The sequence below is a fragment of the Nocardia amikacinitolerans NBRC 108937 genome, from assembly GCF_001612615.1.
Classification (GTDB): Bacteria; Actinomycetota; Actinomycetes; order Mycobacteriales; family Mycobacteriaceae; genus Nocardia; species Nocardia amikacinitolerans.
In genome coordinates, this window is the sequence record NZ_BDAU01000031.1 from 62806 (window position 1) to 82706 (window position 19901).

21 protein-coding genes are annotated in these 19901 nt (G+C 69.3%); 14 read left to right on the top strand and 7 right to left on the bottom strand.

Annotated features, from left to right (window positions below; all coding sequences use genetic code 11):
• Positions 1-43 precede the first annotated feature (43 nt).
• The 5 genes from fdxA (at position 44) to NAM01S_RS22845 (ending at position 6029) form a co-directional block, all read left to right on the top strand.
• Positions 44-364: a ferredoxin gene (gene fdxA / locus NAM01S_RS22825; RefSeq protein ID WP_011211287.1), complete on the top strand. Its 321-nt coding sequence runs from the start codon at positions 44-46 to the stop codon at positions 362-364.
• An 8-nt stretch (positions 365-372) separates the two neighbouring features.
• The gene (dapC, locus tag NAM01S_RS22830) at positions 373-1482 is read left to right on the top strand and encodes a succinyldiaminopimelate transaminase (RefSeq protein WP_067788440.1); all 1110 of its coding nucleotides are present in this window, start codon (positions 373-375) and stop codon (positions 1480-1482) included.
• A 125-nt stretch (positions 1483-1607) separates the two neighbouring features.
• The gene (locus tag NAM01S_RS22835) at positions 1608-3293 is read left to right on the top strand and encodes a serine/threonine-protein kinase (RefSeq protein WP_067788442.1); all 1686 of its coding nucleotides are present in this window, start codon (positions 1608-1610) and stop codon (positions 3291-3293) included.
• A gap of 68 nt (positions 3294-3361) precedes the next feature.
• Positions 3362-4996 carry an L-glutamate gamma-semialdehyde dehydrogenase gene (pruA, locus tag NAM01S_RS22840; protein ID WP_067788444.1) on the top strand — a complete coding sequence of 545 codons (1635 nt, stop codon included), beginning with the start codon at positions 3362-3364 and terminating at the stop codon, positions 4994-4996.
• A gap of 64 nt (positions 4997-5060) precedes the next feature.
• On the top strand, positions 5061-6029 hold the full coding sequence (locus NAM01S_RS22845) for a proline dehydrogenase family protein (RefSeq protein ID WP_067788446.1): 969 nt from the start codon (positions 5061-5063) through the stop codon (positions 6027-6029).
• A gap of 80 nt (positions 6030-6109) precedes the next feature.
• Here NAM01S_RS22845 and NAM01S_RS22850 read toward each other — a convergent pair whose 3' ends face one another.
• Positions 6110-6979 (bottom strand): oxygenase MpaB family protein, encoded by an 870-nt coding sequence (locus NAM01S_RS22850; protein WP_067788448.1) that lies wholly within the window; start codon positions 6977-6979, stop codon positions 6110-6112.
• Between the two features lie 220 nt (positions 6980-7199).
• Between NAM01S_RS22850 and NAM01S_RS22855 the strand changes: the two genes are divergently transcribed.
• The gene (locus NAM01S_RS22855; RefSeq protein ID WP_067788450.1) at positions 7200-7832 is read left to right on the top strand and encodes a TetR/AcrR family transcriptional regulator; all 633 of its coding nucleotides are present in this window, start codon (positions 7200-7202) and stop codon (positions 7830-7832) included.
• Positions 7833-7851: 19 nt separating this feature from the next.
• On the opposite strand, the gene NAM01S_RS22860 is transcribed toward NAM01S_RS22855, so the two are convergent.
• A complete protein-coding gene (locus NAM01S_RS22860; RefSeq protein ID WP_245910053.1) occupies positions 7852-8595 on the bottom strand; it encodes a hypothetical protein in 744 nt (247 codons plus the stop codon).
• Between the two features lie 122 nt (positions 8596-8717).
• A complete protein-coding gene (locus NAM01S_RS22865) occupies positions 8718-9569 on the bottom strand; it encodes an oxygenase MpaB family protein (RefSeq protein WP_067788453.1) in 852 nt (283 codons plus the stop codon).
• 140 nt (positions 9570-9709) lie between these two features.
• Between NAM01S_RS22865 and NAM01S_RS22870 the strand changes: the two genes are divergently transcribed.
• From NAM01S_RS22870 to NAM01S_RS22880, 3 genes are read left to right on the top strand one after another with little or no spacing between them, the layout of a single operon-like run.
• Positions 9710-11137, top strand: coding sequence for an acyl-CoA synthetase (locus tag NAM01S_RS22870; protein ID WP_067788455.1), 1428 nt, complete (start codon positions 9710-9712; stop codon positions 11135-11137).
• Positions 11138-11156: 19 nt separating this feature from the next.
• Positions 11157-11441: a type II toxin-antitoxin system Phd/YefM family antitoxin gene (locus tag NAM01S_RS22875; RefSeq protein ID WP_157107858.1), complete on the top strand. Its 285-nt coding sequence runs from the start codon at positions 11157-11159 to the stop codon at positions 11439-11441.
• A gap of 48 nt (positions 11442-11489) precedes the next feature.
• Positions 11490-11882, top strand: coding sequence for a PPOX class F420-dependent oxidoreductase (locus NAM01S_RS22880; RefSeq protein WP_067788459.1), 393 nt, complete (start codon positions 11490-11492; stop codon positions 11880-11882).
• 185 nt (positions 11883-12067) lie between these two features.
• Here the strand turns inward: NAM01S_RS22880 and dapD are convergent, their stop codons facing one another.
• Positions 12068-13012 carry a 2,3,4,5-tetrahydropyridine-2,6-dicarboxylate N-succinyltransferase gene (dapD, locus tag NAM01S_RS22885; protein ID WP_067788461.1) on the bottom strand — a complete coding sequence of 315 codons (945 nt, stop codon included), beginning with the start codon at positions 13010-13012 and terminating at the stop codon, positions 12068-12070.
• A 130-nt stretch (positions 13013-13142) separates the two neighbouring features.
• On the opposite strand from dapD, the gene dapE reads away from it, so the two are divergent.
• The 5 genes from dapE (at position 13143) to NAM01S_RS22910 (ending at position 17907) form a co-directional block, all read left to right on the top strand.
• Positions 13143-14243: a succinyl-diaminopimelate desuccinylase gene (gene dapE, locus NAM01S_RS22890; RefSeq protein WP_067788463.1), complete on the top strand. Its 1101-nt coding sequence runs from the start codon at positions 13143-13145 to the stop codon at positions 14241-14243.
• A 56-nt stretch (positions 14244-14299) separates the two neighbouring features.
• A complete protein-coding gene (locus NAM01S_RS22895) occupies positions 14300-15109 on the top strand; it encodes an LOG family protein (RefSeq protein WP_067788465.1) in 810 nt (269 codons plus the stop codon).
• Complete coding sequence (locus tag NAM01S_RS22900) at positions 15106-15684, top strand: LOG family protein (protein WP_372507931.1); 579 nt, start codon at positions 15106-15108, stop codon at positions 15682-15684. Before NAM01S_RS22895 ends, NAM01S_RS22900 begins: the two co-directional genes overlap by 4 nt.
• 403 nt (positions 15685-16087) lie before the next feature.
• Positions 16088-16972 (top strand): dihydropteroate synthase, encoded by an 885-nt coding sequence (gene folP / locus NAM01S_RS22905; protein WP_067788613.1) that lies wholly within the window; start codon positions 16088-16090, stop codon positions 16970-16972.
• Positions 16969-17907, top strand: coding sequence for a glucosyl-3-phosphoglycerate synthase (locus NAM01S_RS22910; protein ID WP_067788469.1), 939 nt, complete (start codon positions 16969-16971; stop codon positions 17905-17907). Before folP ends, NAM01S_RS22910 begins: the two co-directional genes overlap by 4 nt.
• 95 nt (positions 17908-18002) lie before the next feature.
• Here the strand turns inward: NAM01S_RS22910 and NAM01S_RS22915 are convergent, their stop codons facing one another.
• The 3 genes from NAM01S_RS22915 to tatB form a co-directional block, all read right to left on the bottom strand.
• The gene (locus NAM01S_RS22915; RefSeq protein WP_067788470.1) at positions 18003-18242 is read right to left on the bottom strand and encodes a hypothetical protein; all 240 of its coding nucleotides are present in this window, start codon (positions 18240-18242) and stop codon (positions 18003-18005) included.
• Positions 18243-18497: 255 nt separating this feature from the next.
• A complete protein-coding gene (locus tag NAM01S_RS22920; protein ID WP_067788472.1) occupies positions 18498-19355 on the bottom strand; it encodes a hypothetical protein in 858 nt (285 codons plus the stop codon).
• A gap of 125 nt (positions 19356-19480) precedes the next feature.
• Positions 19481-19897 (bottom strand): Sec-independent protein translocase protein TatB, encoded by a 417-nt coding sequence (gene tatB, locus NAM01S_RS22925; protein WP_067788474.1) that lies wholly within the window; start codon positions 19895-19897, stop codon positions 19481-19483.
• Positions 19898-19901: the final 4 nt, after the last annotated feature.

A 19901-nucleotide genomic window follows, 5' to 3' on the forward strand; every position in this document is an offset into this window, starting at 1 on the left:
GGCGGACCATCCCCGCAGGTGAGGACAGACTAGGAGAGCGGCAGTGCCGTACATCATCGCTGAACCGTGCGTTGACGTGAAGGACAAGGCATGCATCGAGGAATGCCCCGTGGACTGCATCTACGAGGGTGGTCGCATGCTGTACATCCATCCGGACGAGTGCGTGGACTGTGGTGCATGTGAGCCGGTGTGCCCGGTGGAGGCGATCTTCTACGAAGACGACACGCCGGACCAGTGGAGCGGGTACGTGAACGCCAACGTCGACTTCTTCGACGAGCTGGGTTCGCCGGGCGGCGCGACCAAGGTCGGCAAGGTGGACTACGACCCGCCGTTCATCAAAGAACTTCCCCCGATGGGCGAGTGAGAGCGTAAGTGAGTTCGCGTGGCCGGGTCAGCGCTCTGCTGCCCGATTTCCCCTGGGACACCATCGCGTCGGTGAAGGCGAGAGCCGCGGCGCATCCCGACGGGATCGTCGATCTTTCGGTCGGCACCCCGGTGGACCCCGTCGCCCCGCTGATCAGGGCGGCGTTGAACTCGGTCGCGGAGGTGCCCGGCTACCCGACCACGCACGGCACGCCCGAACTGCGCGCCGCCGCGGTCGACGCGCTCAAGCGCCGGTATGGAATCACCGGTCTCGATCCGGCGGCGGTGCTACCCGTGATCGGCACCAAGGAGCTGATCGCGGGTCTGCCGCGGCTGCTCGGCCTCGGCTCCGGCGATCTTGTGGTCATTCCCGAGATCGCCTACCCGACCTACGAGGTCGGCGCGCTGCTCGCGGGCGCCCAGGTGCTGCGGGCCGACGGGCTCACCCGGCTCGGTCCGCAGTCGCCCGCGCTGATCTACCTCAATTCCCCGTCCAACCCGACCGGGCGGGTACTCGGGCTCGAACACCTCCGCAAGGTCGTGGCCTTCGCGCGGGAGCGCGGCGCGATCGTCGCTTCCGACGAGTGCTACCTGGGCCTGTCCTGGGACAGCCGCCCCTTCTCGATCCTCGATCCCGAAGTGTGCGACGGCGACCACACCGGTCTGCTCGCGGTGCACTCGCTCTCGAAGACCTCGAACCTGGCCAGCTACCGCGCCGGTTTCGTGGCGGGAGATCCCGAACTGGTCGCCGAACTTCTGGAGGTGCGCAAGCACTCGGGCATGATGGTGCCCTACCCGATCCAGGCCGCGATGACGGCCGCGCTCGGCGACGACGCGCACGAGGGCCAGCAGCGCGAACGCTACCGCGCCCGGCGCGAGCAGCTGCGAAACGCGTTGCAGAGCGCGGGTTTCCGCATCGATCACTCCGAGGCGGGGCTGTACCTGTGGTCCACGCGCGGTGAGAACTGCCGGACCACCCTGGACTGGCTGGCCGAGCGCGGCATCCTCGCCGCGCCCGGCGACTTCTACGGGCCGACGGCCGGTGAGCACGTACGGATCGCACTGACCGCGTCCGACGAACGCGTCGCCGCCGCCGCGGAACGCTTGCGCGCGAACTGATTCCGCCCGGTCGAACCGGCTCCGATGCGCTCGCCGCGGCGGTGCAGCGCACCCGGCGGTTCGCCTGAGCGTGCCGCGCTTCGTACACTCGAGGCGCTCGATCGGCTCGGCGAAAGGTTGCTGCGATGCAGGGGGTGGGGCTCGCCGTCGGCGAGGTGTTCGCCGGATACCGGATCGAGCGTGTGCTCGGTCGCGGCGGGATGGGCACCGTCTACCTGGCCGGTCATCCCCGGCTGCCGCGCCTGATCGCGCTGAAACTGCTCGACCGCGAGCTCTACGCCGACGAGGAGGCGCGGCGGCGGTTCGAACGCGAAGCGGATGTGGTTGCGCGGCTGGATCATCCGAACATCGTGTCGGTGCTCGATCGCGGCGCCGACGACGGCGTGCTGTGGATTTCCATGCAGTACGTGGACGGTGGCGACGCGTCGGCGTTCCGCGGCAGGCCGCTGGACCCGGCGCGGGCCGCGGGGATCGTCGCCCAGACCGCGGCCGCACTGGATTACGCGCACGACCGCGGCGTGCTGCATCGCGACGTCAAACCCGCCAACATCCTGTTGAGTGCCGCGCACGGCGGCGGTGACCGAGTACTGCTCAGCGATTTCGGCATCGCGCGGATGCGCGAGGACACCCATCAGCTGACCAAGACCGGCGAACTGCTCGCCACATTGGCTTACGCTGCGCCGGAACAGCTTTCGGACGAGACGGTCGACCAGCGCGCCGATCAGTACGCGCTCGGCTGCACCCTGTTCGCCTTGCTGACTGGGCGAGCGCCGTTCACCGCGACCAACCCGGGCGCGATCATCGCGGCGCACCTCACTCAGCCGGTGCCGAAAGCCAGTGCGCTCGTGCCGGGACTGCCGCCCGCGGTGGACGAGGTGATCGCCAGGGCGATGGACAAGGACCCGGCGCGCCGCTTCGCCGGCTGTGGTGATTTCGCCGAGGTGGCGGCGCGGGCGTTGGGCGGGCGCGCGGCTGCCCCGATGCTCGCGAGTCCGGTCGACGACTCGGCGCACCCGCGGCTCGCGCCGAGCCATGCGTTGCTGGATGGTTCCGCGCCGTCCCGCACGGCGCACTTCACCAACACACCAACCGACGCGCACGGCGCTGCGTCCCCGTGGGGCAGCGGTTCCGCGCCCGTCATCCAGCCGCCTCGGGCTCCGCATCCTGCCGACGCCGGCATCGCTCGCCAACCCGCGACCACCCGCCGCTGGGCGAGCGATCCGACAATGCCGCCGCGCCGACCGGGACGGCAGGTCTCCTCCGGTTGGCGGACGTTCTCCGTGCTGCTGCTCGTATCGGCACTGGTACTCGGATTGGGTGGGGTCGCGGCCGTCGGCGTCTACTGGAAGATCATCCGCCCGAACCGGCCGCAGCCGCTGCCGTGGGGCGCGCACCACTCCATCGCTGTCAAGTTTCCCGAGCTCATCCCGGCGAGCCCGGATGGGACGGGCTGGCGCGGCGCGCGCTGTCACGCGGCCGCGACGGTGGTGACTCAGCCCGGGGATCCGCTGCCGCTGCGCCAGATCGTCTGCACCGATCCGGACGGTGTCACGGCCTGGTACACCGAGTACGGGGGATTCCGCGATGTCCAGGCCTACCTGTCGGCGCACGCCACGCTGACGGGTGAACGCGAATTCAGCAGGCCGGGCGGGCTCCAGGTGTTCCGGCCGACCGATCCCGCCGCGCCGTTCGCGCTGGCCACGCACGGCTGGGTGGCCCCGATGGTTTCGTCGATCCTCGTGGAGGTCGCCTGGCCCGGACATACCTACGAGGAGGTCCGCGACCTGTGGTGGGCGCAGGCTCCGTTCTGATCGCGCTCCGACACGCTGGTGCGTGAAGAGGCTGGCGTTCGGACCTGGATTTGGGGCTAGCCTGAGATATGGACGCTGTCACGGTTGTCCCTATGCCAGGCAACGAGCCGGTGCACACGTACGCGCCGGGAAGCCGCGAGCGCGAGTCGCTGGTGGCCGAGCTGGCCGAGATCTCCGCCGAATCCGTCGACGTCCCGCTGGTCATCGGCGGCAAGCACCGGCCGGGCATCGGCGAGCGGCACGAGATCGTCGCACCGCATCGGCATCGACACGTACTGGGGACATACACCGATACCACTCATTCCGAAGCACACGGCGCCATCGAGGCCGCCATCGCCGCCGCCCCCGGGTGGCGCACCATGCCGTTCGACGATCGCGCCGCGATCTTCCTGCGCGCGGCCGATCTGCTGGCCGGGCCGTGGCGGGAGAAGCTGGCCGCCGCGACGATGCTCGGCCAGTCGAAGTCGATCGCGCAGGCCGAGATCGACGCGCCGTGCGAGCTCGTCGATTTCTGGCGGTTCAACGTGGCGTTCGCGCGCGACATCCTGGCCCAGCAGCCGCAGTCGAGTCCTGGCGTGTGGAACCGGATGGACTATCGGCCGCTGGAGGGGTTCGTCTACGCGATCACGCCGTTCAATTTCACCGCCATCGCGGGCAACCTGCCGACCGCGCCCGCGCTGATGGGCAACACGGTGGTGTGGAAGCCCTCGCCGACGCAGACGCTCGCGGCTTTCTACACCATGCGGCTGCTGGAGGCGGCGGGCCTGCCGCCCGGGGTGATCAACATGGTCACCGGCGACGGGATCCGGCTCTCGGAGGTGGCGCTGGCCGACCCGCGCCTGGCTGGCATCCACTTCACCGGTTCCACCCGCACCTTCCAGTCGCTGTGGCAGCAGGTCGGCGCGAATATCGGCCGCTACCACGGCTATCCGCGGCTGGTTGGGGAGACGGGCGGCAAGGACTTCATCGTCGCGCACCCGTCGGCCGATCCGGACGCCTTGCGTACCGCGCTGATTCGCGGCGCGTACGAGTATCAGGGCCAGAAGTGCTCGGCCGCCTCGCGCGCCTACATCGCGCGTTCGGTGTGGCGGGCCATCGGTGACGACTTCCTCACCGCGACCGCAGAGCTGAGCTACGGAGACGTGGCCGACCTTTCGAATTTCGGTGGGGCGCTGATCGATCGGCGCGCCTACGACAAGAACGTCGCGGCCATCGAACGGGCAAGGGACGCGGGCGTCACCATCCCGGTCGGCGGCACCTACGACGACAGCGAAGGCTGGTTCGTCCGCCCCACGGTGCTGCTCTCCGACGACCCGCGCGACGAGTCGTTCACCACCGAGTACTTCGGCCCGATCCTCTCGGTGCACGTCTACGACGACGCCGAACCCGGTTCGTACGCAGCGATTCTCGCCGAGGTGGAGTCGGCCGCGCCCTACGCGCTGACCGGCGCGATATTCGCCGACGATCGCAAGGCCGCCGAACAAGCCGGCGCCGCATTGCGTTTCGCGGCGGGCAACTTCTACATCAACGACAAACCCACCGGCGCCGTCGTCGGTCAGCAGCCGTTCGGCGGCGCGCGCGCCTCCGGCACCGACGACAAGGCTGGCTCACCGCTGAATCTGCTGCGCTGGACGGCGCCGCGCACCATCAAGGAGACATTCGTGCCGCCGGTACAGCACCGGTACCCGCACATGGACTCGTGAGACCGGCGGCGCCGACACGTCGGCCGGAAGAGGGAGGCGTGATGCGTGACATTCTCGAGGACCGATGAACCCGCTGCGCCCGGCCATTCTCGCGGCGGCCGCCTCGCCGCGGCTGAAGCGCGTGCTCACCGGGACCAAGGTCACCGCCGATATCGTGCGCCGGTTCGTGCCCGGTGAGTCACGGGCGGAGCTGGCGCCGGTGGTGGGTGCGCTGCTCGGCAGCGGCAGGCTGATCAGCGTCGACTATCTCGGTGAGAACACCACCGATCGGTCGCGCGCCGAAGCGACGGTCGCGGAATACCTTTCGCTGATCAACGAGCTCGCCGCCGCCGACCGGCCCATCGGGTCCGACGGGGCTGTCGTGCCCGCGGAGGTGTCGGTCAAGCTGTCCGCGCTCGGGCAGGCACTGCCGGGTGACGGTCCCGCCATCGCCACCGACAACCTGCGCACCGTGTGCACCAAGGCCGCCGAGGCTGGCGTGTGGGTCACCGTCGACGCGGAAGACCACACGACCACCGATGCCACGCTGGCCACCGTGCGCGAGTTGCGGCCGGAATTCCCTTGGCTCGGCGCGGTTCTCCAGGCTTACCTGCACCGCACCCGGGACGACTGCGCCGAATTCGCGGGTCCTGGTTCGCGAATCCGCCTGTGCAAGGGCGCGTACCGCGAGCCTGCGGCGGTGGCCTATCAGCGGAACGTCGAAGTGAGCGATTCGTACCTGCGCTGCCTGGAGATCCTCATGCGCGGTGCGGGTTACCCGATGGTGGCCACCCACGACCCGAAACTCGTGCTGGCCGCCGAGCGGATGGCCGCCGAAACAGGCCGGAGCGCAGGGACATTCGAGCACCAGATGCTGTACGGCGTGCGCGACGCCGAGCAGCTGCGGCTGGCGGCGGCCGGGCATACCGTGCGGGTGTACGTCCCGTACGGCGACGACTGGTACGGCTACCTGACCCGCAGGTTGGCCGAGCGGCCCGCCAACCTGCGGTTCTTCCTGCGTGCGTTGACGGCGGGTCGTGCGGACACGGCCTGAGGGCGTTGTCCTCGGACCCGCGCGCCGGCGGCGCTGCCAGACCGTCCTCGATTCGCCCACGGCCGGAGCGAAGGTGCGCCTCAGACCAGCGGCTTGCCCAACCTGCGCCGCCTGCGCAGATCCCACAGGTAGTAGTTCATCGGAAAGAGCCTGAGCCGCTGGGGAAGTCGGCGGTGCACCGTGCCGATCGCGCGCAGCAGCAGAGTCAGCGCGCGATCCTGGCGCGGCGTCCACCGCATGCCCATCTCGGCGCGCAGGTGCGGCGGAAGCAGGCCCGCGACGACGAACCGCTGCACCGGTGCGAACACGCGCAGCGGCGGCGCGACCATCTTCAGGTCGACGAGACCGTTGAAGTAGTCGCGGGTGCGGGCGTCGATGGTCTTGGTGGCCAGGTTCGTCGTCCAGTACTCGTCGAACGCGGCGCGGTCGGCGGGCCACATCTCCCTGCGCATCTGCAGTGAGGTGCCGAGCCGGGCGGCGTACTGGTAGAACGCGTCCGCGCTCGCCGGGTCGAGCGGGCCGTGCAGCCGTTCCTCCAGGTCAACGATGCCCCAGTACAGGCAGGCGGCCACCCACAGCTGGAGCTTGGGATCGAAGGCGTTGTACTTCACCGGGCTGTTCGCCCCGGACCGGATGCTGCGGTGCGAAGTGTTGACCGCCTCGCGGTACGCGGCGCGCTCGTCCTCGGTGCCCATCAGGGCGACGGCGAGATAGGTGAGCGTGGTGCGCAGCCGCTTCAACGGGTGCAGGGTCACCTTGCCGGAGTCCACGTTGCTCTCCAGCACGCCATAGGCCACCGGAGTCAGGCTCAGCTGCATGATCACGTTCGCGGTGCCGCCGAGGAAGGCGGCGACGCCGCTCCAATACTTCTCGATGTCGAAGTCCTCGGCGGTGCCGTAGCGGCTGCCTGGCACCGGCGCGGGCGTCGTTGCACGAAGGGGCGCGGTCATCGTCGTCCTCGTCTTTCCGTTCACCGGAGGTGAAGCGATGAGAAGGTAAGGCGGTCACCTTCTCATCTGAGGGCGGGTGCTGTCAAAGGGTGTGTCGCCGCATCCGCTCCGGCCGTGCGCGATCTGAGGGCGGACTGCCCGGCCAGGGCTCCAGGTGCAGCCGGTGAAGGTATGCGATGCTGACGTTGTCATCGTTTCGCCGGACGATAGGGTGGGAGACATGGCGAGCTTCACCAAACTGCTGCCGCTGGTGCGCAACTCCGGGCCGGAAGACCGCAACCAGGCGCGGGTGCTGGACGCCGCGCTGGTGGCCTTCCTGGATTTCGGCATCAAGCGCACGAGCATGGTGGAAGTGGCCCGGCGGTGCGGCCTCTCGCTGGCCACGCTGTACCGGCGCTTCGCCAGCAAATCCGATCTGATCGAGGCCGTCGCGCTACGCCAGACCCGCGAGTTCATCGACGAGGTGGACGGCGTGCTCCAGCGGCAGGTTGACCGGGACGCCAGCGCCGAGGATCAGATCGTCGCGCTGTTCGTCGCGTTCGTGAACGGCCTGCGCGGCAACCAGCTGGTGCACCGGCTGCTCGCCACCGAACCCGAGCTGGTGCTGCCGTTCCTCACCGTGAAGGGCGCGCCGATCATCGAACTCGGGCGCGACTACGTCGCCGAGTTCGTCACGCGTCTCCAGCAGGAGGGCAAACTTCCCGCGTACGATCCGGCACCGCTGGCCGAGATGATCGCGCGCACCGCGGTGTCGCTGGCGTTGACGCCGCAGACCGTCATCCCGTTCGGCGACGACGCCGCCCTGCGCGAGTTCGCCCGCGACCACGTGGTGGTCTCGTTCCGGGTGCGCTGAAGGGCAGGCGCACGCCGACTCAGCGCGGAACGAGCCAGACGGGCACGCCGAGCACATCGGCCACCACGCTCGGCAGCGCGCCGAGCACGTCAGCGGTCTGATCGGCGGACGTGCCCCAGGTAAGCGCCGCAACGGTGAACCCGGTTCCGTAGGAGGCCGAAGCCACCTCGGGCGCACCGAGATCCGACCATCCCCACTTGGTGCCGAGCACGCCGGGGATCCGCGCGGTGCCCCAGTCCTGCACGGTGCCGTCGGCGGCCGTGTCGCCCGCCGTGGCCATCCATCCGAAGATCGGCGAGCCGGGGTCCTGGAGTTGCTTGGCGTGCAGGAAGTCCGCGACATCGGCGCTGGTCGTTGTCGCGGTGCTCCAGTCGCCTGCGCCGGACCGGGTGTTGGTGAGGCCGTACTCGGCGGCGATGGCATCGATGGCCTGTGGGTACTTGCCTTCCATGGCGCCTGCCGCTCCGTCGTCGGAGAAGCGGATCATGCGCTCGCCCCATTCGCGATCGATGGCGGAGCCGTCGCCGTGGCGCAGGGCGTAGTCGACGAGGAAGAGCTTGGACAGGGAAAGGGCGCCGCGAATCTCGTGCTGGTTCGCGGTCCCCCACGACGCGCCGACGCTCGATCGCACGGCGATCGAGGTGCGCGACGGTGTTTCCTCTCCGTTTGGCTGAGCGTTTGCGGGCGGTGCGCCCAACGCTGTGGCGCCCAGGGCGTACACCACTCCCGCGGCGAGGAACGCGACGATCATCCGACGGATCACGATTGCCTCCCGGCGTTCGACCTCCGATGTCGTGCCTTCATTCTGGAGGCAAAGCGTACGCGGGCGCTCGGTTCCGGCGTGGCGTATTGGGGATGCTGTGTATTAACTGATATAAGCGCCCGTCAAACGAGCGGAAGCCCGAGGCGGCGGCGCAGCCGCATGTCCCAGAGGAAGGCGTTGACGGGGAAAGCCTTGACGGCTTTGGGCATCCGGCCCTCCACCGCGCCGATGGCGGTGAGCAGCCTGGCGAGGTGTCGGTCGTCGCGCTCGGTCCAGGTCATGCCCATCTGGTGGCGCAGATGCTCCGGCAGCAGGCCCGCGGTGACCCAGCGGTGCGGGCCGCCGAAGGCGAGCTGAACCGGGCGCGGGAACATCCGCAGGTTCACCAGGTCCCAGAAGTACTCGCGCAGGGGCGGATCGATGACGGTCGCCGCCAGGTGCTCGTCCCAATACCGATCGAAGGCGGCGCGGTCGGCAGGCCATTGGCCGGGGCGCATCTGCAACGTGGTGCCGAGACGTGCGGCGTTGCGGTAGAACGCGTCCGCCGTGGCGTCGTCCATCGGTCCGTGCATGCGCTCGTGCAGATCGCGTGCGCCCCAGTACAGGCAGGCCGCCACCCATAGCTGCAATCGGGAATCGAAGGCGTTGTACTTCACCGGACTGGTCGGGCCGGACCGGACGGTCTGGTGCGAGCGATCGACGGCCGCCCGGTAGGCCGCGCGTTCGTCGTCGGTGCCGAGCATCGCCACGGCGAGGTAGGTCAGCGTGGTGCGGGTGCGCTTCACCGGGTGCAGTGTGATCTTGCCGCTGTCGACCGTGCTCTCCAGCACGCCGTAGCCGACGGGCCGGGCGCTGAGCTGCATGATGACGTTCGCGGCGGCGCCGAAGAAGGCGGCGGAGCCGTCGAGGTGGCCGCGGATGTCGAAGTCGTCGTCGGACTTCGTGAGCGCGGGTGCGCGAAGGGGACTGGTCACGATCGACCCCCGTTCTCCTCGTTGAGAAGGATGTTCTATGACCTTCTCACCGTCTCTTCGGTGTGTCAACGGTCACAGCGCGTCGACGCCGAGCTGTGACGCGCTGACGGTCCGCGGCGCACACGCAGTAGGTTGGGCGAATGTCGTTCGGTCCCTCCCTGCTGCTTCGTTCCCTGAATCCGGCCGCGGTCGCTGCGGGCGCGGACATTCCGAACGCGGTCACCATCGACGGCGTGACGCTCTCGCGCAGCGATCTGCTCGGCGCGGCGACGTCGGTGGCCGAGCGCGTCGCGCGCGCCGATCGGGTCGCGGTGCTGGCTCGGCCGACCGCGCGCACCGTCCTCGCGGTGGTCGGTTGCCTGATCGCGGGCGTCACGGTGGTGCCGGTACCGCCGGATTCCGGCGCCGCCGAACTCGCGCACATCCTGGCCGATTCCGGCGCGCAGGCATGGTTGGGTGACGCGCCCGAGGGCACCGATCTGCCGGTGGTCCCGGTTCGTATGCACGCCAGGTCATGGCACACCTATCCCGAACCCGACCCGGCGACAACGGCTTTCGTGCTCTACACGTCCGGGACGACCGGTGAGCCGAAGGGTGTCGTGCTGACTCGCGGCGCGATCGCCGCCGGACTGGACGCGCTCGCCGAAGCCTGGGACTGGACCGCGAAAGACGTTCTGGTGCACGGTCTTCCGCTGTTCCATGTGCACGGGCTCATCCTCGGCGTGCTCGGCGCGCTGCGCGTCGGCAGCCCGCTGATCCACACCGGCAAGCCGACACCGCAGGCCTACGCCGAGGCGAACGGCACGCTGTACTTCGGGGTGCCGACCGTGTGGTCGCGCGTCGTCGAAAACCCCGATGCCGCACGCAAATTGGCCGGCGCTCGGCTGCTCGTCTCGGGAAGCGCGCCGCTGCCGGTGCCGGTCTTCGAGCGGCTGCGCGAGCTCACCGGTCACGCGCCGATCGAGCGCTACGGCATGAGCGAGACCATGATCACGCTGTCCACCCGCGCCGACGGCGAACGTCGCCCTGGGTGGGTCGGCACGCCGGTGCGCGGGGTGGAGACGAGGCTGCGCGACGAGACCGGAGCGCCGGTGCCGTACGACGGCGAGAGCATCGGCGGGTTGCAGGTGCGCGGGCCGATGCTGTTCGCCGGCTACCTGAACCGGCCCGATGCCACGGCCGAGAGCTGGACCGAGGACGGGTGGTTCAAGACAGGAGATGTGGCCGCCATCGACGGCGACGGGTTCCACCGCATCGTCGGCCGGGAATCCGTCGACCTGATCAAGTCCGGCGGCTACCGGATCGGCGCGGGCGAGGTCGAAACAGCGCTGCTCGGGCATCCTGCGGTGGCCGAGGCGGCGGTGGTCGGCCTGCCCGACGACGATCTCGGGCAGCGGGTGGTCGCCTTCGTCGTGTTGCGGGGCGAGGCGGACGCGTCGATCGAGAAGGAACTGATCGATCACGTCGCCGAGCAGCTTTCGGTACACAAGCGGCCGCGCGAGGTGCGCGTCGTCACGGCGCTGCCGCGCAACGCCATGGGGAAGGTGCAGAAGAAGCAGCTGGGGTGAACGATCGTTGCCGCGGTCGGTGAATTCGGAGAATCCTGATTACATGACGACGATGACTGCGGCCGAAGCAGCCCGCAACTTCTCGGCAGTCTTGGATCGTGCGGAGCGCGGCGAAACGATCACGATCGTCCGACACGGCATGGCGGTGGCGACTATCGCACCGCCGACGAGGAAGACCGGTCGGTCTTTGCGGCACTCCTTGGAGAATTCCGATGTGCCGCCCTTCGATGATGATTTCGCCGCCGACACAGCCGCAGGCCTGGCGATGGTCGACGACGACATGGCGAAGAAGCAGCTCGGCTGAGCGGTCGGGCTTGACCTCGAGTTGGCTCGAGGTTCTACCGTCGCTGACATGACCGCAACGCTGACCTCGGACCAGATCGCCTACCTGCGCAGCCAGCGGCTCGGCCGTCTCGCCACCGTGCGGCCGGACGGGGCGCCGCAGAACAACCCGGTCGGCTTCCGCTACAACGCCGAACTCGGCACCATCGACATCGCCGGCTGGAACATGGGCTCCTCCCGAAAGTTCCGCAACCTGGCCACCAACGACCGCGTGGCTTTCGTCGTCGACGACATCGCCTCGGTGCAGCCGTGGCGCGTGCGCTGCCTGGAGATCCGGGGCACCGCCGAAGCGCTGACCGACGTCGACACCTACATGTCGGGCGCCTCCGGAGAGCTGATCCGCATCCACCCGGAGCGGATCATCGCCTTCGGCATCCTCCCCGAGGCCGCCCGCACGGCCTGATTCTCCGGAGACGATGGGCCGCACGGTCTACCCCTGCGCGAATCGATCCGCACGGGACAACTGATCTCGCGCCGCCAGGGGTAACTCGTCGGGTACGCCCGAAGAGCGACCCGCTCGCACGACCGCCGGCCCGGCTCGAACAGCGCACCGCACCTGACGACCGGCGAGAGGCGCGGAGAGGCGGGCTAGTTCGCGTGGAGGTCGGCGTTGAGTTCGATGCCGGTTCCCTTGCGGTGGACGACCTCGACGGCGCCGGTCTGGGAGTTGCGGCGGAACAGCAGGTTGTTCTGGCCGCTCAGCTGGGCGGCCTTCACGATGGTGCCGTCGGGGGTGGCGACCTTGGTGCCCGCGGTCAGGTAGAGACCGGCCTCGAGCACGCAGTCGTCGCCCAGCGGGATGCCGAGGCCCGAGTTGGCGCCGAGCAGGGAGCGCTGACCGATGGAGATGACGGTGGTGCCGCCGCCCGAGAGGGTGCCCATGGTGGACGCGCCGCCGCCGATGTCGGAACCGTCGCCGACCACGACGCCCGCGGAGATCCGGCCCTCGACCATGGAGGCGCCAAGGGTGCCCGCGTTGAAGTTGACGAAGCCCTCGTGCATCACAGTGGTGCCGGAGGCCAGGTGCGCGCCGAGGCGGACTCGGTCGGCGTCGCCGATGCGCACGCCGGAGGGCACCACGTAGTCGACCATGCGCGGGAACTTGTCGATGCTGTAGACGGTCACCGGGCCGCGGGCGCGCAACTTGGCGCGGGTCGCCTCGAAGCCCTCGACGGCGGCCGGGCCGTGGTTGGTCCACACCACATTGCTGAGCAGGCCGAACTGACCGTCCAGGCTGACCTCGTGCGGCTTGACCAGCCGGTGCGAGAGCAGGTGCAGGCGCAGGTAGACGTCGTGCGCGTCGACCGGGGCGGCGGACAGGTCGGCGATGACGGTGCGCACCGCCACCACGTCGACACCGCGCGCCTCGTCGAAGCCGAGCAGCGCGGCGTATTCGGCGGGCGCCTCGTCCAGGCGCTTGGTCCCGGTGTCGCCGAACTCGCCGAGCTCCGGGTTCGGGTACCAGGTGTCCAGGACGGTTCCGTCCGCGGTCACGTTGGCGATACCGATTGCTGCTGCTCCCTGAATGCTCACGTCATGAAAGGTTACCGACCGATCGCTGCCAACGGTGCGCCACCTCCGGGCCGGGATGCCGCGACATCCAGAACCCGGACAGTCCGGTGGGCCTGCCCGGCGTTCCTACCCCGCTCGTAGGCTGAGGGGCGTGACCATCGACCTGTCTGCCGATCCCATCGCCCTCACCGCCGCGCTCGTCGACATCCCGAGCGTGTCCATGGACGAGAAGGCGATCACCGACGTCGTCGAGCGGGCGTTGCGCGAGCAGACGAAGGGCTTCGAGGTCGTGCGGCACGGGAATGTGGTGCTGGCAAGGACCCATCGGGGTCTGCCGACGCGGGTGATCCTGGCCGGGCACCTGGACACCGTGCCGATCGCGGACAACGTGCCGAGCCGGTTCGACAAGGACGAGAACGGCGAGGAGCTGCTCTACGGTTGCGGCACCGTCGACATGAAGTCCGGCGACGCGGTGTTCCTGCATCTGGCCGCGACGATCGCCGAGCCGGTGCACGACCTGACGCTGATCTTCTACGACGGCGAGGAGATCGCCGCCGAACACAACGGCCTCGGCCACGTCGAGCGCGACCTGCCCGAATGGCTCGACGGCGACCTGGCGATCCTGGGCGAGCCGTCGGGCGGCTGGGTGGAGGCGGGTTGCCAGGGCACCTTGCGCGCCCGGCTGGCGACCACGGGCGTGCGCGCGCATTCGGCGCGTTCGTGGATGGGCGACAACGCGATTCACCGCTTGGCCCCCGTGCTGCAACGGCTGGCCGCCTACCAGCCGAGGCAGGTCGACATCGATGGCTGCCTCTACCGCGAGGGCCTTTCGGCGACCAGCATGTCCGCGGGCGTCGCGGGCAACGTCATCCCGGACGCCGCCGAGATGGAACTGAACTTCCGCTTCGCGCCCGACCGCGATATCGACCAGGCCATCGACCACGTGCGCGAGGTCTTCGACGGCATCGACGCCACGATCGATCTCGTCGACGCGGCGCCGGGCGCGCTCCCCGGTCTCACCGCGCCCGCGGCCGCCGACCTGATCGCCTCGGTGAACGGCCACGGCGGCGGCGGGGTTCGGGCGAAGTACGGCTGGACCGACGTGTCCCGCTTCGCCGCCCGCGGCATCCCCGCGGTCAACTTCGGCCCCGGCGATCCCAACCTCGCGCACAAGCGCGACGAGCATCTGCCGACCGCCCAGATCACCGCGGTCGCCACCATGCTGCGCAACTACCTCACGGGCAAAGCCTGAGTCGCGCCCCCGACTCGCACCGCCCGCGCCGCGAACGGCGCGGTAGCGTGGAGCGCATGTCCACCGACGCCGCCGATCACGAGGTCGCAAGTAAGCCGAAGTCGACAGCGAAATTCCGCGGACCGATAATGTTCCGCCGCGATCGCAAACCCGGCGCCGGTACCGCCGACCGCAACCTTCTCGATCAGCGCGGGGACAGCGACTGGGTGCACACCGACCCCTGGCGGGTGCTGCGCATCCAGGCCGAGTTCGTCGAGGGTTTCGGCGCGCTGGCCGAGGTGCCGCGCGCGGTCACGGTCTTCGGTTCCGCGCGTACGCCCGTCGACCACCCGGAGTACCAGGCGGGCATGGCCATCGGCGGCGCGCTCGCAAGGGCCGGCTTCGCGGTGATCACCGGCGGCGGCCCCGGCGCGATGGAGGCCGCCAACCGCGGCGCGTGCGAGGCGGGCGGCTACTCGATCGGCCTCGGCATCGAGTTGCCGTTCGAGCAGAGCCTCAACGAGTGGGTCGATCTCGGCATCAACTTCCGCTACTTCTTCGTCCGCAAGACGATGTTCGTGAAGTATTCCGAGGCGTTCATCTGCCTGCCTGGCGGTTTCGGCACCCTCGACGAGTTGTTCGAAGCGCTCACGCTGGTGCAGACCCGCAAGATCACCCGCTTCCCGATCATCCTGTTCGGCACCAAATACTGGGCGGGACTGGTGGATTGGCTGCGCGGCTCGCTCGAAGGCTCGGGCAAGATCTCGCCGAGCGATCTCGACCTGATCCACGTCACCGATCACGTGGACGAGGTCGTCGAGATCATCACGCGGGCGGCCGCCGAACGCGCCGACATCGACACACTCGGCACGGAGGACAAGTGGTGACCGAGACTCCGCTCGAGGTCACCGTCCCCTACGCCGTCTGCGTCTACTGCTCGGCGAGCACCGCCGATTCCGGCGCGCTGGCGCTCGCCGCCCGGGTCGGCACCGAGATCGCCCGGCGGGGTTGGCAACTGGTGTCCGGCGGCGGTCACGTCTCGATGATGGGCGCGGTCGCCACCGCGGCGCGGGCGGGTGGCGCGAACACCATCGGCGTGATCCCGAAACACCTGGTGCACAAGGAAGTCGCGGACGTGGACGCCGACGAATTGGTGGTTACCGACACCATGCGCCAGCGCAAACAGGTCATGGAGGACCGCGCGGACGCTTTCCTCACGCTGCCCGGCGGAATCGGCACGCTCGAGGAGTTCTTCGAGACCTGGACCGGCGGCTATCTCGGCCAGCACACCAAGCCGGTGGTCGTGCTCGATCCGAACGGCTTCTACGACGGCCTCTTTCGGTGGATCGACGAACTCTACGAGCGAAAGTTCGTCTCCCGCTTCGCCATGGAGCGGATCACCGTGGCCACCGACCTGACCGCCGCGTTCGCGGCGCTGAAACCGGAACCGGGTCCGAGCTAGGAGAACGCGTTCGGGGGTGGACGCACCGCCGAGTTCGGGCCGCTGCCGGCGAAGAGCAACCGTCGGTCCTTCGAGCGGGCGCATCGGCGAAGACGCCGCAGAACTCGAGCCGAGCCGCGTGATGTGCGGTTCGACACCGGCGACTCGGCGCCCGGGCTGGTGGCACATCGCGCTCGTGACTGGTTCGAACGAGCTTTGCTCGGCGTCGGCATCCCGGCCCCGACGGCGCGGCGAGCGGGGCGGCGATCACACCGCGTCCGGACACGGAATTCGACGGCGCCGGGCTGGCCTGGAGCGCGCGAGCGCGCCCTATGTGCTCGCCGTCGCGCCGAAGGCCGTCCCGGCGTACGACGACTGCGCCGCGGGCCGCGTGCCGAACAGCCGAGCCGCTACAGTCGAGGGCATGTTCAGCCCGACCGCCGTACCGCCTCCGACGCTGTGCGGCAAACCGGTGGCGACGGATCGGGCGCTGGTCATGGCGATCGTGAACCGCACCCCCGACTCGTTCTACGACCGGGGAGCGACCTTCACCGACGCGGCGGCGATGGACGCGGTCGCCCGCGCCGTCGACGAAGGCGCCGATCTCGTCGACATCGGGGGAGTGAAGGCGGGGCCGGGCACCGTGGTCGACGCCGCCGAGGAGACGCTCCGGGTGGTGCCGTTCGTCGCCGCGATCCGCGCCGCCTATCCCGAGCTGCTGATCAGCGTCGACACCTGGCGATCGGAGGTGGCGCGGGCGGCGGTGGCCGAGGGCGCCGACCTGATCAACGACACCTGGGCGGGCGCCGACCCGGATCTGGTCGCGGTGGCCGCCGACCTCGGCGTCGGCATCGTGTGCAGTCACACCGGCGGCGCGGTGCCGCGTACCCGCCCGCATCGGGTCCGCTACACCGATGTGGTGAGCGAAGTCACCGACACCGTGGTCCGAGCCGCCGAGGACGCGCTCGCCGCGGGGGTGCGCAAGGATTCGATCCTGATCGATCCGACCCATGATTTCGGCAAGAACACCTATCACGGGCTCGAACTGTTGCGAGGAGTAGACGTTCTCGTAAATACCGGATGGCCGGTCTTGATGGCGCTGAGCAACAAGGATTTCATCGGGGAGACTCTTGGTGTCGGTCTCTCCGAACGGCTGGAGGGCACCTTGGCGGCGACAGCGTGGTCCGCCGCCGTCGGCGCCCGAGTCTTCCGCGTCCACGAGGTCGCCGAAACCCGGCGCGTCGTGGACATGATCGCCGCGATCCAGGGCATCCGGCCCCCCGCACGAACCCTGCGAGGACTGGTATGAAAATCCAACACCGCGAGTCCGCCTGGGCAAGCACGAATACCTGGGACACCCCCGAGTGGACGGTCGACGAGCTGGTCGACGCCAAGGGCGGGCGCACCGTGTCGGTGGTGCTGCCCGCGTTGAACGAAGAGCGCACGGTCGCCGAGGTGGTGGCCAGCATCCGGCCGCTGCTCGGCACGCTGGTCGACGAGCTGGTCGTGCTCGACTCCGGCTCCACCGACGCCACCGCCGAACGAGCCCGCGCCGCGGGCGCCGAGGTCATCACCCGCGAGCAGGCGGTGCCCGAACTGGAGCCGCTGCCCGGCAAGGGCGAGGTGCTGTGGCGCTCGCTGGCGGTCACCGGCGGCGACCTGATCGCGTTCGTCGACTCCGACCTCATCGACCCCGACCCGGCCTTCGTGCCGAAGCTGCTCGGCCCGCTGCTGCTGAACGACGACATGCACCTGGTCAAGGCCTACTACCGCCGCCCGCTGCGGCAGGGCGGCGCGGTGGACGCGCACGGCGGCGGCCGCGTCACCGAACTTGTCGCGCGCCCGCTGCTCGCCGCACTGCGCCCGGAGCTCTGCGCGGTGCTGCAACCGCTCAGCGGCGAATACGCGGGCACCCGCGAACTGCTCACCTCGGTGCCCTTCGCACCCGGCTACGGCGTCGAGATCGGCCTGCTGCTCGACACCTACGACCGCGTCGGCATGTCGGCCATCGGCCAGGTCAACCTGGGCGTGCGCACCCACCGCAACCGCCCCCTCGGCGACCTCGGCGTGATGAGCCGCCAAATCCTCGGCACCGTCCTCGGCCGCAGCGGAGTCGCCGACTCCGGCGCAGCCCTCACCCAATTCCCCCTCATCGGAGACGCGTTCACCGCGCACAGCACCGAGGTCTCGCTGACCGACCGGCCCCCGATGAACACCCTGCGCCCCTCTCGAGCCGCGGCGTAGGTCTTCGCAGACCTTCCGCACGCTTCGCGGAGGCCGCAGCTCCTGTGAAGCGTGCGCCGCTTCGCGAAGTCGGCTTGGGGCCGATGGTCGCTGTTCTAGGGCTGCGTGGGCTCGCTGCGGGGCTGCCCGCTGGTGGCCTCTGCTGCCGCCAGGTCCTCCTCGGTGCGCGAATCGGCCGTTTCCACGCAGTTCCCGCCCTTCTCGTCGGCTAGGCGGGCCTGGATCGCGGCGACTGTCAGCTGCCCCGAAGAATTCGGACGGCGCAGCACGGCGACGAGCACGCCGACGGTGACGGCGGCGAAGACGACAAGACCGACGATCACGATGGTGTTCATCGCGTCCTCCCGAAACGAGCGCCCGTATTCGCCTCGCGCGCAATCGATCCCCGAGACGCGCGGCTTTCGACCTTGGAAGACATGGGGCACTCACCTACTCGAACAAATAGTTATCTACTAGCTATCTAAACATCGAGTGGGTATCTGTTACCCGCAGGGTCGCGTGACATGCGACACACTGCGGAAATAGCCGGGCATTCCGCGCAAACCCGGCACGCGACAAGGAAAGCGGCGGTCTTCAGCTATCGATCCGCATCACCGTCGCGGGCGGGCGCCGATGGGGCGGGGGTCGGCGTCGTGCCGGTAGACGGGCGTGAGCAGATCGACGTCGACGGGCTCGCCGGTGGTTCGGTCGTAGCGCACCGCGATGAGCACCGAGAACAGGTGGTTGGCAGCGCGCTCGTGCAGGGTGGCTAGGCGGGTGGCGAGCAGCCGTACCGCGCCGAGCGATCCGGGCGGATGCAGTCCGTCGATGATCAAACACGTTCCTCGGCCGTCGGGCCGGGGCAGGCGGGCCAGATACGCGATGTCGTGTGGTTCCGGACCGCCAGGGCGGTACACGCGCCGAGCGGCCCTGTCCTCGATGCCGCGGCGCGCGTCGCCCGCCCTTGCCACCGCGCGGCGCAGCCGGGGATCGGCGGCGATGAGTTGTCGCACGCTGGGGGACAATTCGGGTCCGCCGACGACGATCAGCCCGTCCCGGTTCAGGTCCACCGGCCTGCCCGGCAGGAACCGTTCGATCGACGCGGCGAACCCCAGCTCGTGCAGCAGCTCGACAAGCCGCTGTGCCGCACCGGGATCCGGCGCGCCGAGCACCCGGCCCGCGCGCACCTCCGGGACGAGCACGGTGAGCGTCCCGTGTCCGAAGAACAGCCCTTCCGGAGCCGGGCCTTGGGTACTCACCTGATGGATGCGGGCGCGGGAAAGACCCGCCGCCGCACCGATTCTGGCGAAGGTCCACCCCTCGGCGTGAAGTTCCCGGATGACCGCCCTGCGGATCCTGGTGAGTTCGTTGATCGTCTGCTGCGCCGCCGCCACCCCGTCGGTGGCCGCCTTGAGTCTCTCGACCTTGTCCTCGATTGCGAAGACTCGCGCCACGTCATCGGCCGACATGTGCGAAGTCTAGACAGCTCGACAGCCTCGCGGGTCTAGTCTCGTTGACATCGGGTACTACCAAACAGCCCAGTCTGTTTCGGCGCCACGGCGTTTCGCGCGGACTCGCCGGGCGAAACGCCCGATCAGGTGGCGTCGGAGTCGATCGGCGGACGTTCGTTGCGCTCCAACGGTTTTTCCAGCTTGGGCATCGGATAGTCCGGCATGCCACTGCTCGTGCCGTACAGATCGTCCTTGGTGGGCACGGCCTTCTCCAGGTTGCGCAGCACCGAATCGTCGCCGTTCAGCAGGTGCTTGGTGACCATCGAGCGCGGCGTCATCCCGCGCAGCTCGTTCAGGTCGGCCAGCGGCTTGCGCAGATCCTCGAAATCAGGGCCGAGTTCGTCCTTGAGCTGCGCCGTCGCTCCGCTGGCGTAGTCGCGGACCTTGCGGAGGGAATCGATGGTCCAGCGCACGGCACCGGGCAGACGCTCCGGGCCGAGGATGACGAGGGCGGCGACGAGCAGAATCATCATCTCGGGCCAGCCGATGTTGCTGAACACGAAT

Coding starts and splice junctions, on each gene's coding strand:
- NAM01S_RS22835 (WP_067788442.1), top strand. CDS start 1,608: ATGCAGGGGGTGGGGCTCGCCGTCGGCGAGGTGTTCGCCGGATACCGG.
- pruA (WP_067788444.1), top strand. CDS start 3,362: ATGGACGCTGTCACGGTTGTCCCTATGCCAGGCAACGAGCCGGTGCAC.
- NAM01S_RS22845 (WP_067788446.1), top strand. CDS start 5,061: ATGAACCCGCTGCGCCCGGCCATTCTCGCGGCGGCCGCCTCGCCGCGG.
- NAM01S_RS22850 (WP_067788448.1), bottom strand. CDS start 6,979: ATGACCGCGCCCCTTCGTGCAACGACGCCCGCGCCGGTGCCAGGCAGC.
- NAM01S_RS22855 (WP_067788450.1), top strand. CDS start 7,200: ATGGCGAGCTTCACCAAACTGCTGCCGCTGGTGCGCAACTCCGGGCCG.
- NAM01S_RS22870 (WP_067788455.1), top strand. CDS start 9,710: ATGTCGTTCGGTCCCTCCCTGCTGCTTCGTTCCCTGAATCCGGCCGCG.
- NAM01S_RS22880 (WP_067788459.1), top strand. CDS start 11,490: ATGACCGCAACGCTGACCTCGGACCAGATCGCCTACCTGCGCAGCCAG.
- NAM01S_RS22895 (WP_067788465.1), top strand. CDS start 14,300: ATGTCCACCGACGCCGCCGATCACGAGGTCGCAAGTAAGCCGAAGTCG.
- folP (WP_067788613.1), top strand. CDS start 16,088: ATGTTCAGCCCGACCGCCGTACCGCCTCCGACGCTGTGCGGCAAACCG.
- NAM01S_RS22910 (WP_067788469.1), top strand. CDS start 16,969: ATGAAAATCCAACACCGCGAGTCCGCCTGGGCAAGCACGAATACCTGG.
- NAM01S_RS22915 (WP_067788470.1), bottom strand. CDS start 18,242: ATGAACACCATCGTGATCGTCGGTCTTGTCGTCTTCGCCGCCGTCACC.
- NAM01S_RS22920 (WP_067788472.1), bottom strand. CDS start 19,355: ATGTCGGCCGATGACGTGGCGCGAGTCTTCGCAATCGAGGACAAGGTC.